Origin of the sequence: Gordonia alkaliphila, from assembly GCF_039542465.1 — a bacterium.
Classification (GTDB): domain Bacteria; phylum Actinomycetota; class Actinomycetes; order Mycobacteriales; family Mycobacteriaceae; genus Gordonia; species Gordonia alkaliphila.
On sequence record NZ_BAABIE010000001.1, the window covers coordinates 209,081 to 221,393 of the forward strand.

The 12,313-nt window shown below is 69.9% G+C and carries 11 protein-coding genes; 7 read left to right on the top strand and 4 right to left on the bottom strand.

Annotation, left to right across the window (positions count from 1 at the left end):
* The first annotated feature begins 48 nt into the window (after positions 1–48).
* From ABD989_RS00980 to ABD989_RS01005, 6 genes are all read left to right on the top strand, one after another.
* Positions 49–909 (top strand): aminodeoxychorismate lyase, encoded by an 861-nt coding sequence (locus tag ABD989_RS00980; protein WP_246993987.1) that lies wholly within the window; start codon positions 49–51, stop codon positions 907–909.
* Positions 910–1,112: 203 nt separating this feature from the next.
* Positions 1,113–2,705, top strand: a complete 1,593-nt coding sequence (locus ABD989_RS00985) for a cytochrome ubiquinol oxidase subunit I (RefSeq protein WP_246993989.1) — start codon at positions 1,113–1,115, stop codon at positions 2,703–2,705.
* A gap of 12 nt (positions 2,706–2,717) precedes the next feature.
* Positions 2,718–3,815, top strand: a complete 1,098-nt coding sequence (gene cydB / locus ABD989_RS00990) for a cytochrome d ubiquinol oxidase subunit II (protein ID WP_246993991.1) — start codon at positions 2,718–2,720, stop codon at positions 3,813–3,815.
* Positions 3,816–3,824: 9 nt separating this feature from the next.
* Entirely contained in the window at positions 3,825–5,552 is a 1,728-nt protein-coding gene (cydD, locus tag ABD989_RS00995) for a thiol reductant ABC exporter subunit CydD (RefSeq protein ID WP_246993993.1), read from the top strand.
* Positions 5,542–7,251: a thiol reductant ABC exporter subunit CydC gene (cydC, locus tag ABD989_RS01000; RefSeq protein ID WP_345312104.1), complete on the top strand. Its 1,710-nt coding sequence runs from the start codon at positions 5,542–5,544 to the stop codon at positions 7,249–7,251. Before cydD ends, cydC begins: the two co-directional genes overlap by 11 nt.
* A gap of 146 nt (positions 7,252–7,397) precedes the next feature.
* Positions 7,398–8,366: an acyl-CoA thioesterase gene (locus ABD989_RS01005; RefSeq protein ID WP_345312105.1), complete on the top strand. Its 969-nt coding sequence runs from the start codon at positions 7,398–7,400 to the stop codon at positions 8,364–8,366.
* A gap of 66 nt (positions 8,367–8,432) precedes the next feature.
* On the opposite strand, the gene ABD989_RS01010 is transcribed toward ABD989_RS01005, so the two are convergent.
* The 4 genes from ABD989_RS01010 to ABD989_RS01025 all read right to left on the bottom strand — a co-directional run bounded on the left by ABD989_RS01010 (position 8,433) and on the right by ABD989_RS01025 (position 11,502).
* On the bottom strand, positions 8,433–9,050 hold the full coding sequence (locus tag ABD989_RS01010; RefSeq protein WP_246993997.1) for a heme-binding beta-barrel domain-containing protein: 618 nt from the start codon (positions 9,048–9,050) through the stop codon (positions 8,433–8,435).
* Between the two features lie 264 nt (positions 9,051–9,314).
* Positions 9,315–9,620 carry a DUF1416 domain-containing protein gene (locus ABD989_RS01015; RefSeq protein WP_246993999.1) on the bottom strand — a complete coding sequence of 102 codons (306 nt, stop codon included), beginning with the start codon at positions 9,618–9,620 and terminating at the stop codon, positions 9,315–9,317.
* 18 nt (positions 9,621–9,638) lie between these two features.
* Entirely contained in the window at positions 9,639–10,466 is an 828-nt protein-coding gene (locus tag ABD989_RS01020) for a sulfurtransferase (RefSeq protein WP_345312106.1), read from the bottom strand.
* A gap of 154 nt (positions 10,467–10,620) precedes the next feature.
* Complete coding sequence (locus ABD989_RS01025; protein ID WP_246994003.1) at positions 10,621–11,502, bottom strand: LmeA family phospholipid-binding protein; 882 nt, start codon at positions 11,500–11,502, stop codon at positions 10,621–10,623.
* A 91-nt stretch (positions 11,503–11,593) separates the two neighbouring features.
* Between ABD989_RS01025 and ABD989_RS01030 the strand changes: the two genes are divergently transcribed.
* On the top strand, positions 11,594–12,298 hold the full coding sequence (locus tag ABD989_RS01030) for a winged helix-turn-helix domain-containing protein (RefSeq protein ID WP_345312107.1): 705 nt from the start codon (positions 11,594–11,596) through the stop codon (positions 12,296–12,298).
* Positions 12,299–12,313 lie beyond the last annotated feature (15 nt).

Consider the following 12,313-nt stretch of genomic DNA (forward strand, 5'->3'; position numbering starts at 1 on the left):
TTCGATGTCCGGCACGGGCCCGCGGCGCGATGGCCTAGTCTCGGTCGGATGAGTGTGCTGGTGAGCGGGGACGGGCGGGTGTTGGACCCGGACCGTCCGTTGCTGTTCGCCGACGACCTGGCCGCGCTGCGCGGGGACGGCGTCTTCGAGACGCTGCTGGTGCGCGCGGGTCGCGCCCGGCTGATCGACGCGCACCTGGACCGGCTGGTCGACGGTGCCGCCGCCCTCGCGCTGCCGGCGCCCGATCGGGCGGGTCTGCGCCGGGCCGTCGAGGTGGCCGCGGGGGCGTGGGCCGCGCGGGAGGGCCGGGCCGAGGGGCTGTTGCGGATCAGTCATTCGCGGGGACGCGAGTCGCGGCCCGCCGCGGGGCCCACCTGCTACGTGACGGTGGGGCCGGTGGCCGACCGGGTCGCCGCCGCGCGGCGCGACGGGATCTCGGTGCTCACCCTCGACCGCGGGTGGGGAACTCGGGCGCAGGAGTCGCCGTGGCTGCTGGCCGGCACCAAGGCGTTGGCGTACGCGAGCAACATGGCGGCCCTGCGGTACGCGGCCGACCGCGGCGCCGACGACGCCGTCTTCACCGGGCCCGGCGGCCGCGTGTGGGAGGGGCCGCGCTCGACCGTGGTGCTCGAGGTCGGCGGTGAGCTCCGGACGCCGCCCCGGTCGGGACCGATCCTGCCGGGCACCACGCAGGCGGCGCTGTTCGAGTTGGCGCGCACCCGGGGGATCGTCGCCCGGGAGGTCGAGATGACCGTCGACGATCTGCACGGCGCCGCGGGAGTCTGGCTGCTGTCGTCGATCACGCTGGCCGCGCGCGTGCACACCCTGGACGGGCGGACGCTGCCCGCTTCCGCGCCGGACGGACTGCCCGTCGCCGAATTGGTCGACGCCGCCGTTTCCGCGGATTAGTCATCGATTGCCCAAAACTCCTGCGCAGCATGGGTTCCGAGGTGATGATGTGAGGACCTGTGAATCGCCCCACAAGCCTGGGACCTAGGTCCCGTTGCTGTTGGACCGCACGCTCAGGTGGTCGTAACCTGGCCTCGATGTACTACCGCAGGTAGTACGACGGACGGCAGTCCCGTCCGCAGACGTTGAAGGGAGAGCCGCGCGTGGACGTGGTCGACATATCACGGTGGCAGTTCGGTATCACCACCGTGTACCACTTCATCCTGGTGCCGCTGACCATCGGTCTCGCGCCGATGATCGCCATCATGCAGACGGTCTGGCTCAAGACCGGCAACGAGGCGTGGCTGCGCGCGACGAAGTTCTTCGGGAAGCTGTTCCTGATCAACTTCGCCCTCGGTGTCGCGACCGGCATCGTGCAGGAATTCCAGTTCGGCATGAACTGGAGCCAGTACAGCCGCTTCGTCGCGGACGTCTTCGGCGCCCCGCTGGCACTGGAGGGTCTGGTCGCGTTCTTCCTCGAATCGACCTTCCTGGGCCTGTGGTTCTTCGGCTGGGGTCGTCTGAGCAAGGGTGTGCACCTGGCCTGCATCTGGCTGGTCGCCATCGGCGTGACCGCCTCGGGCTACTTCATCATCGCCGCCAACTCGTTCATGCAGCATCCGGTGGGCGTGGAGTGGAATGAGCAGCTCCAGCGTCCGCAGATGAACGATTTCTGGGCGGTGATGACCAACAACACGACGCTGCTGGCCTTCCCGCACGTCATCGTCGGTGCGTGGCTCACCGCCGCTACCGTGGTCGCGATCATCTGCCTGTACTGGATGGCCCGCAACACCGTCCGCGCCAAGAAGCTCACCGCAGGCACCGCGCCGGTGACCACCGCGCCGAGCCAGTTGGGCGCCACCGGCGAGGAACTGCTCGAGGAGAACCGGACCATGTGGCGTCCGGTGGCTCTGTTCGCCCTGTGGTTGACGATCGCCTCCGGTATCGGACTGTTCCTCACCGGCGACGCGCAGGCGCAGCTGATGTTCAAGCAGCAGCCGATGAAGATGGCCGCGGCCGAGTCGCTGTGCCAGACCGAGGAGGGCGCCGGCTTCTCGGTGCTCAGTATCGGCACGCAGAACAACTGCGACCACATCAACCACGTCATCGTGATCCCGAACATGCTCTCGTTCCTGGCCGATCACACCTTCGACAGCACCGTTCAGGGTGTGGAGGACCTGCAGAAGCAGTACACCGAGGCCTTCCAGAAGGCCCGTGACGAAGGCAAGCTGCCGCGGTCGGTGACCGAGAACAGCAACTTCCCCGAGGGACAGAACTTCGCACCCAACCTGTTCATCACCTACTGGAGCTTCCGCGCCATGATCACCTGGGCGCTGGGCTCGGTGGTGGTCGCGTTCGGCGGCCTGTGGCTGCTGCGGCGCAAGCGCTTCGAGGTGCCGCAGAAGTTCGGTCGTCTCGCCCTGTGGATGCTCCCGACGCCGTTCCTGGCGAACGCCTCGGGCTGGATCTTCACGGAGATGGGTCGTCAGCCGTGGGTCGTCGTGCCGAACTGGGCCAACCCGGAGGACGCCGATCCGTTCAAGGTGATGATGACCGTCCAAGACGGTGTGTCGTTCAACTCGCCGGGTATGGTGCTGAGCTCGCTCATCATCTTCACGCTGCTCTACGGCGCGCTGGGTGTGGTCTGGTTCTACCTCCAACGCCGATACGTGCTGGAAGGGCCGACGGCACCCGTCGACCCGGACGCCCCGACCGAGGACGAAGAGAGCGAAGACAAGCTCTCCTTCGTGTACTAAGGAGAAGTCCGAATGAGTTTGGAAGCATTCTGGTTCTGCGTCATCGCGGTTCTGTTCGTCGGCTACTTCGTCCTTGAAGGATTCGACTTCGGCGTGGGCATGCTGATGCCCTTCCTGGGTCGGCACTCCACCGGCGACCTCACGCCCGAGCAGGCTCGCGCCGAGGGCGACAAGCGTCGCCGTCTGATCATCAACACCATCGGGCCGGTGTGGGACGGCAACGAGGTGTGGCTGCTCACCGCAGGCGGCGCGCTGTTCGCCGCGTTCGGCGGCTGGTACGCCACCATGTTCTCGGGCTTCTACATCCCGCTGTTCCTGATCCTGCTGGCGCTGATCGTCCGCGTGTGCGCCATCGAGTGGCGTCCCAAGATCAACGACGTGAAGTGGCGTCGCTGGTGCGACGTCGGCATCGGGATCGGCTCGTGGGTGCCCGCACTGCTGTGGGGTGTGGCCTTCGCCAACCTGCTGCGCGGTGTGCCGGTGGAGTTCCGCGACCCCAACCACGTGTACACCGGCGGGTTCTGGAACCTGCTCAACCCGTACTCGCTGGTCGGCGGTCTGACCACCCTGTCCATCTTCCTGACGCACGGCGCCATCTTCATCGCGCTCAAGACCAAGGGACAGATGCGCGAGGACGCGACCAAGATGGCCGCCGCGTTGGCGATCGCCACGCTGGTCATCGGCGGCACCTTCCTGGTGTGGACGCAGCTGTCCTACGGCAAGGACTGGACCTGGGCGCTGGTCGTCGTCGCCGCGCTGGGCGTGTTGGTGGCCGTGATCGCGACGCAACTGCGCCGCGAGGGCATCGCGTTCCTGGGTACCGCGATCGGTATCGCGGGCACGGTGGCGCTGCTGTTCAGCTGCCTGTTCCCGAACGTGATGATCTCCACGCTGGGCGGGGAGAACACGCTGACCATCTACAACACGTCGTCGAGCCACTACACCCTGGTCGTGATGACCTGGGCGGCTGCCTTCATGACGCCGGTTGTGATCGCATATCAGGCATGGAGCTACTGGGTCTTCCGCAAGCGGATGTCCATCGACGACGTTCCCGACAAGGCGGCAGGTCTGCCGTTGTCGACGGACGTCGTGGCGGCCGAGCACAAGTGAGGGCGCGGCGTGGCTGACACTGCAGCGGCGCCCGACCAGACCGATCCAGCGGGGGCCCGACGGCCCCCGCTGGATCCGCGTCTGCTCAAATACTCGCCGTCGGCGCGGTGGTACGTGATCGTCACCGCCGTCTTCCAGGCGGCGACGGTGGTCGCCATGCTGGTGGCCGCGGTGGCCCTGGCCGGGCTGCTGGCCGAACTCATTACCGATCCGAGCAAGCGGACGTTCGCGGCGCAGGCCACCCACCTGTGGGTGCTGGCGGCGGCGCTCGCCGTGCGGGTCGCGCTCGACTACGTCGCCGGACGCTACGCGCACCGTGCCGCACTGGGCGCGATCGCTGAACTGCGCGCGCAGGCGCTGGACCGGCTCACCGACCCGGTGCACACCTCCCCGCGCACCCTGCTGACCGTGCGCGAGCGCGCGGTGACCGTCGCGCTGCGCGGCCTGGACAGCCTGGTCGACTACTTCGCCGGTTACCTGCCCGCGCTGCTCGCGACGATCATCATCACTCCGGTGATCGTGGTGGTGATCGCCTGGGTCGACTTCACCTCCGCCGTGATCATCTTCATCACCATCCCGCTGATCCCGGTGTTCATGGTGCTGATCGGGCTGCTGACCCGCGACCGCACCGAACGCAAGCTCGAGTCGATGAGCGCGCTCACCAGCCAGCTGATGGATCTGCTGACCGGGCTGCCCACCCTGCGGGCGCTCGGGCGGGCGCAGTCGCCGGCGGAGCGGGTGGACCGACTCGGTCAGAACTTGCGCAAGACCACCATGGGCTCGCTGCGCGTGGCCTTCCTGTCCGGCACCGCGCTGGAACTGATCGCCACGCTCAGCGTCGCCCTGGTCGCGGTGAGCATCGGTCTGCGCCTGGTCTTCGGCGACATGAGCCTGTACGCGGGCGTGCTGGCGCTGATCCTGGCGCCGGAGGCCTACCTGCCGCTGCGCCGCGTGGGCGCGCAGTTCCACAACTCCGAAGACGGCATGACCGCCTCCCGGGAGATCCTCGCCTTCATCGAGGCGCCCGACGACGACGCCGCGCAGCGTCGCGACGGACGGTCCGGTGCCGTCGTCGACCTCGCCGGTGCGGCCATCGAGATCGACGGCGTCGGCGTGCACGACCGCGACGGCTGGGCCCCGCGGGCGCTCACCGCGCGGGTGCAGCCGGGCGCGGTGAACGTCCTCACCGGACCCAACGGCAGCGGCAAGTCGTCCGTGCTCGCCGTGGTGCTCGGTCTGCTGCGGCCGGATGCCGGCGCGGTCACGGTGGCCGGGGTGCCGCTGGACGAGGTGGACCTGGACGCCTACCGCGCGCAGATCGCCTGGCTGCCGCAGCAGCCGGTGGTGGTGCCCGGCACGGTGCGCGACAACCTCGCCCTGTTCGGCGCCGCGGACGACGAGAACCTGGCCGCGGCCTGCCGCGCCAGCGGCTTCGACGCAGTGCTGGCGGAGCTGCCGGACGGCTACGACACCCTGCTCGGCGCCGGCGGCGCAGGCCTCTCGGCGGGCCAGCGACAGCGGCTGGCCCTGGCCCGCGTGCTGGCGGCGCCCGCGCCGCTGCTGCTGCTCGACGAGCCCACCGCGCACCTGGACGCCGACAGCGAGGACGCCGTGTTGGCGGCCATCGCGCAGCGGGCGCGCGACGGCGCGACCGTCGTGATGGTGGCCCACCACGCCGTCGCCCTGGGCGCGGCCGATCAGATCGTGGAACTGGAAGGAGTCAGCGGTGTCGCGTGATCCGCTGCTGCGGGCACTCCGCTTCGTGGGCCTGGGGGCCCGACCGGTCGCGGTCTCGGTGTTCTTCGGCGTCGCCGGTGCGCTCGCCGCGCTCGGGCTGGCAGCGCTGTCGGCCTGGCTGATCACCCGCGCCTGGCAGATGCCGCCGGTGCTGTACTTGTCGGTCGCGGTGACCGGCGTGCGTGCGCTGGGTATCTCCCGCGCCCTGTTCCGCTACCTGGAGCGGCTCGCCACCCACGACACCGCGCTCGGCGCGATGGCCTCGGCGCGCACCACGATCTACCGCGCGCTGGCCGGCGGCGCCCCCGCTTACTCGGTGAGCATGCGGCAGTCGCAGCTGCTGGCCCGCACCGCCGACGACGTCGACGACATCGGCAACGCCGTGATCCGCGGCCTCATCCCGATGGCCGTCGGTGCCGTGACGTCGGTGGCCGCGGTCGCCATCATGGCGATGGTCTCGCCGCTGGCCGCCCTGATCCTGGCGATCGCGTTGATCGTCAGCGGCGTGGTGGCGCCGTGGCTCGCCGCCCGCGGCTCGGCGCTGGTCCTGCATCGCAGCGCCCGCGCCCGCGAGGACGTGGCCGCCGAGTCCACGACCCTGCTGTGGCACGGACCGGAGCTCGCCGTCGCCGGCCGACGACAGGCCGTGCTCGACGACCTGCGCGCGGCCGACCGGCGCGCGGCGAAGGCGACCGACTCCGGCGCGGCCTGGCAGGTGGCCGGTACCTCGGCCACGCCGCTGGCACTGGGCGTGAGCGTGGTGGCGGCCGCGCTGATCGCCGTCGACCTCGCCACCGGGCTGAGCGGTTCGCTGATGAACGTCTCGTCGGAGGACACCGCGTTCACCCCCATGCTGTTCGGCATCCTGGTGCTGCTGCCGCTGTCCTCGTTCGAGATGACCGGCCCGCTCACCGAGGCCGCCGTCGCGTGGCAGCGCGGACGACAGGCCGCGGCCCGGGTGATGGGTCTGATCGACGGCGCCGCGACCGCCGGGGCCGAGGAGACCGTCGACCCGGTGATCGATTCGGCGCCGGCGGCGCTGCACGTCCGGGACCTGCAGTGGGGTTGGGACCGCCCGCTCGGCCCGGACGACGGCCTGCGCCTGGACCTGCAGCCGGGCGAGCGCCTCGTGGTGGTGGGCCCGAGCGGCATCGGCAAGTCGTCGCTGTTGCTGACGGTGGCCGGACTGCTGGAGCCGCTCGGCGGCACCGTGGCGGCCGACCATCCCGGCGGTGCACCGGTCGGCCTGCGCGAGAGCACCTGCTACTTCGCCGAGGAGGCGCACCTGTTCTCCACCTCGGTGCGGGAGAACCTGCTGGTGGCCCGCGGCGATGCGACCGACGCGCAGGTGCGCGCCGCGCTGGAGGACGTCGGGCTGTGGGCGTGGGTCGAGGGTCTGCCCGAGGGCCTCGACACCGATCTCACCGGCGGCGGTTCGGCCCTGTCCGGCGGTCAGCGTCGTCGACTGCTGGTGGCGCGCGCGCTGCTGCATCCGGCGCCGATCGTGCTGCTCGACGAGCCCGCCGAGCACCTCGACATCGAGGACGCCCGGGTGATGGTGGAACGGATCTGCTCCACCGGCGACGACGCCCTCTTCGGCCCGGAGCGGGTGGTGGTGATGGTGACCCACCAGCACGCCGTCGCCGCCGGAGCGGCCGGCGCACGCCTGCTCAGCCTCACCGCGGCGGCCGCCGAGTAGCCCGTCGCCCGGGGGGGGGCGGGGCGGATTACCGCGGCGTGTCCGCGGGTTGCGCGCCGATCACCGGGTGCGCACGCCGCGGAGCCGCCGCGCTGTGCGATCGCGGCAGGGTTCAGCATGGGTGCAGTCGACTCAGGAGGTTCCCCGTGCCCATCACCGATCGCCAGATCACCCTGCGTTTCCTGGCCGCCCCCACCGACGTCGCCACCCTCGGCGGCGGCGTCCGGGGCGGCCGCATCCTGGAGTGGGTCGACAAGGCCGCCTACGCGTGTGCGGCGGCCTGGTCGGGCGGCTACAGCGTGACGGCGTACGTCGGCAACATCAGCTTCGGGCGGGACATCTCCTCGGGCGACCTGGTGGAGGTCACCGCGACGCTGATCTACACCGGCACCAGTTCCATGCACATCGAGTGCACCGTGTCCTCGGCCGATCCGCGGGTGGGTACCTTCGCGCCGGCCAGTTCCTGTCTGCTGGTGTTCGTGGCCGTCGACGCCGACGGCGCGCCCACCCCGGTACGACAGTGGGCACCCATGCGGGCCGCCGACGTGGCCCGCAGCGAGTACGCGCAGCAGCGGTCGCAGGTGCGCTCGGCGATCGCCGCGGCGATGGAGCAGGCCGACTACGCGGCGCCGACGGCGGCGCTGGAGACCGGCACCCGGTTCCTGGCCGCGCCCACGGACGTGAACTGGGGCGGGAAGGCGCACGGCGGCCGGGTGATGAATTGGATCGACGACGCCGCCTACCTGTGCGGGGTGCGCTGGTGCGCGGGGGAGGTGGCCACCGCGTACATGGGCGGGGTGCGCTTCTACCGGCCCATTCAGATCGGCCAAGTGGTGGAGTTGTCGGCGCGGCTGATCCACACCGGCCTGCAGACCCTGCACATCGCCGTCGACGTCCGCGCGTTCTGGCCGCGGGAGGGCGCCCAGGCCGCGCGCCTGGCCGCGCACAGCCTCACCGTGCTGGCCGCGCTGGACGAGAACGGGGATGCGACGACGGTGCGTCCGTGGGTGCCGCAGCTGCCCGGCGATGTGGCGCTAGATCGGCATGCGCGCGAGTTGATCGCCATCCGCGGTCGACGCGCCCCGGCGCAGACCCACCGCATGGTGACCATCTGACGCAACACGGGGCGCTAGCGCAGAACGAACCCGGCGCAGGACGAGCAGAGAAAGAGAAGGGGCGGCTCAGCCGATGACGCGGCTGAGCTTCGCCGACAGGCGGGGGGTCAGTTCACCCTCGCCGTCGAGGCGTTCCTCGACATAGGCCAGATCGCCGTCGGGCACCAGGCCGTACAGGCGCTTCGCGGCGCCGGTGTGCTGGCCGGTCTCGGTGCGGATGGTGACGTCGGTGGTCAGATTCCACGACGTCTGGTTGAGCGGCCGGCCGTAGTACAGCTCGATGGAGCCCTCGGCGTGCGTCAGCATCAGTTCGATGGTGTCGTCTTCGCCGATGCGCCAGAAGCCGGTCTCGCGCAGATCCGGACGGACGTAGGCGCCGTCTTCATCGATCACCCAGGACCGCGACTGCCAGCACAGGTAGTTGCCGCCGTCGTGGCTGACGATGATCTGCTGCCCGAAGCGGTAGTCGTCGTGGGTCAGCGGGTGATGGCCCTCGCCCTCGCCCTCCCAGACGCCCACCATCGGCAGCAGGGCCAGCAGGCCCGGGTGCAGGTCGGGACCGAGGCGCAGGTTCGCCGTGTCGATCGGCAGCGGAAGGTCGCCGACGGCGGGGACGTTCTTGTCCCCGGTCTCGGCGGCGCGCTGCTCGGCGTCGGCGATGGCCTCGTTACCCGAGCGAGTCATGACTCGTCGTTGACCAGACGGTAGAGGGTGTACAGCGCGAACCAGATGATCAGCACGGAGGCTGCCCACAGAAGAACCTCGAAGAAGATAACCACGCGCTCATGATACCCCGCGCGCGTGGATCAACCGACCCGACCGGGTGCGTTATGGCGCACACCACCCTCGGTGTGCGGGGTCCGGGATGCACCGAATCCCGCCTGCGGAAGGCAGACGGGATCCGGGTCTTCGAGATCCGCTCGAGGAGCGGGAGTCTGTGACGCGAGATTACCGCGCGACGGCGACATCCTGGCTGTGGATGCCCGGCGCGTCGGGGGCGATGGTCACGTCGCCGTTGCCCTGGGCACTGAGCGCGCGGAGCGTCCAGGTGCCGGGGGCGGCGAAGAACCGGAAGTCGCCGGTGGCCGAGGCCACCACTTCGGCGGTGAACTCGCCGGTCGAGTCGAGCAGTCGGACGAAGGCGCCGGACACCGGGGTGCCGCCGCCGTCGACGACCTGTCCGGTCAGGACGGTCTCCTTCTCCACGTCGACGCCGGCCGGGATGTTCTGGCCCTGCTTGGGTGCTGCACACATATCAGTTGGTTCCTTTGCTCAGATCTCGACCGGGACGCCGACGAGGGAGCCGTACTCGACCCAGCTGCCGTCGTAGTTCTTGACGTTCTTCTTGCCCAGCAGTTCCTGCAGGACGAACCAGGTGTGGCTGGAGCGCTCGCCGATACGGCAGTAGGCGATGGTCTCCTTGGCGTCGTCGAAGCCCTTGGCCGCGTAGAGAGCGGTCAGCTCGTCGTCGCTCTTGAAGGTGCCGTCCTCGTTCGCGGTGGTCGACCACGGGATGTTGATGGCGGTGGGGACGTGGCCGCGCTGCTGCGCCTGTTCCTGCGGCAGGTGCGCCGGAGCGGCGATCTTGCCGGAGAACTCGTCCGGGCTGCGGACGTCGACCAGGTTCTTCACGCCGATCGACTCGACGACCTCGTCGCGGAAGGCGCGGATCGAGGAGTCGGCCGGGGCCGCGGTGTAGGTGGTGGCCGGGCGGCTCACGGTCTCGCCGTCGAGCGGGCGGCCGTCGAGCTCCCACTTCTTGCGGCCGCCGTCGAGCAGGCGGACGTCGCGGTGGCCGTAGATCTTGAAGTACCAGTAGGCGTACGCGGCGAACCAGTTGTTGTTGCCGCCGTAGAGCACCACGATGTCGTCGTTGCCGATACCGCGCTCGCCCAGGAGCTTGCCGAAGGCCTCGGCGTCGAGGAAGTCGCGGCGCACCGGATCCTGCAGATCCTGGCGCCAGTCGAGGCGCACGGCGCCCGGAATGTGGTTGAGGTCGTAGATGGAGGTGTCCTCGTCGACCTCGACGAACACGACGTCGGGGTTGGTCAGGTTCTCCTGCGCCCACTCGGCGCTGACCAGCACATCTGAACGTGCCATGTGCACAATCCTTTCGGTATTCCTGCGGTATTCGGGTACGACGAAGTACCCATCGGGTCTAGGGGGAGGAGCGCAGAGAAGGCGGTGTGGATCACGGCTCTCTGTGCATGTTGTCGAAACTACAACAGCTCCGGCCGATCGCCGGTTCGACGATTCAGAAGCCGCGGGGCTCGACGGTCCCGGCGGACCGCTCGCCGGCCAGAATCAGGTCACTTCCGCGGGAGAAAGTGCTGGTCGGCGGCGTGTCCCAGGCGAGGGGCAGAATCGGGAGCGTCGTGGAAAAGAGTTTAAGTACGTGTGAGCCAAACTCCGCCGGAACGTCGGCGGCGAAGTGCTCTTCGGGTCCGGTGTAGAAGTCGGTCGCCTCGATGCGGATCCGGCCGTCGACCAGTTCCACGCGCGCGGAGACGCTCACCTTGACCTTGGGGAAGCGGTATTCGTCGGCCGACGGCGGGTACTTGCCGTCCCGGGCGGGCGAACCGGGCAGCGGCACCGTCCCGCTCACCAGGATGCCGTCGGTGCGCTCGGCCAGGGTGCCGCCGGGACCGCCGCCGCCCACCTCGCCTTCCGGGGCGGGGGTGTTGAGGTAGAGGTCGACGATGTTCATCAGCCGACCCAGGTTCACCGAGTCGATGCGGGTCTCGGCGGTGAGCCGATCGAAGGAGATCGGCGAGGTCGCCGACATCTCCCACACGTCGCCGAGTACCGCGTCGTGCAGGTCGGCGTCGAGGGTCGCCGTGCAGTGACCGCGGTCGGCGCAGCCCTCGATCGGCGCGCCGCCGGCGCTGATGTGCACCAGCGAGTACTCGCCGCCGGCGGCCGACGGGAGGAACGGGAAACCGCTGAACATGACGTTCGGCTCGTAGTCGAGGGTCGGGGAGGCCAGCAGTGCGCGCGCCAGCCGGTGCTCGGCGCGGGAGGCGGCCAGCAGGTCGCCGAGAACGGCGATCACCAGCAGTGCGACGACGGCCACCACGGTCCACGCCGCCGTGCGCCGACCGCGCACGGACCCGGGGATGCGAGACGAGGAAGCCATTGCCGCTATTGTGTCATTGGTAAGAACCAGGTGCTGCGGCCAGCGTCGATCGACAGCCCACAACGAAGACCACCTCGCGATCGGAGTGGTAGTGGACTTGTTATTGCTGACCCCAGAGGCCTCCGCGGAAGCGGTGCTGCCCTCCCTTTCTCTCCTCCCGCACCGCGTGCGCATCCTGCCGGCGGACACGTCGTCGCTGGTCGACGTCGACGACGCCGAAGTGGTGCTGGTCGATGCCCGGCGCGATCTGGCGGCGGCCCGCGGCCTGTGTCGACTGCTGCACGGCGGTCGCGCACTGCTGGGCGCGGTCGTCACCGAAGGCGGACTGGTCGCGGTGACCGCGGAGTGGGGGATCGACGACTTCCTGCTGCCGGAGACCGGTCCGGCCGAACTCGACGCGCGACTGCGGCTGCTGGCCGCACGGGGCGGCGGCGGCGACGAGCAGACCAATCTGGTGACCCTCGGTGAACTGGTGATCGACGAGGCCACCTACACCGCCCGGCTGCGCGGGCGGCCCATCGACCTGACCTACAAGGAGTTCGAGCTCCTCAAGTATCTGGCGCAGAACGCGGGGCGGGTGTTCACCCGGGCGCAGCTGCTGCACGAGGTGTGGGGCTACGACTTCTTCGGTGGCACCCGAACCGTCGACGTGCACGTCCGACGGTTGCGCGCGAAGCTCGGCAGCGACCACGAGGCGCTCATCGGCACCGTTCGCAACGTCGGCTACAAGGCGGTGCGGCCGGCCCGCAGCCGCGACGGCGACCCGGACTCGGGCGACGTCGACGACGTGGGGTGACCTGCCGGAGAGGCG

Coding starts and splice junctions, on each gene's coding strand:
- ABD989_RS00980 (WP_246993987.1), top strand. CDS start 49: ATGAGTGTGCTGGTGAGCGGGGACGGGCGGGTGTTGGACCCGGACCGT.
- cydB (WP_246993991.1), top strand. CDS start 2,718: ATGAGTTTGGAAGCATTCTGGTTCTGCGTCATCGCGGTTCTGTTCGTC.
- ABD989_RS01010 (WP_246993997.1), bottom strand. CDS start 9,050: ATGACTCGCTCGGGTAACGAGGCCATCGCCGACGCCGAGCAGCGCGCC.
- ABD989_RS01015 (WP_246993999.1), bottom strand. CDS start 9,620: ATGTGTGCAGCACCCAAGCAGGGCCAGAACATCCCGGCCGGCGTCGAC.
- ABD989_RS01020 (WP_345312106.1), bottom strand. CDS start 10,466: ATGGCACGTTCAGATGTGCTGGTCAGCGCCGAGTGGGCGCAGGAGAAC.
- ABD989_RS01025 (WP_246994003.1), bottom strand. CDS start 11,502: ATGGCTTCCTCGTCTCGCATCCCCGGGTCCGTGCGCGGTCGGCGCACG.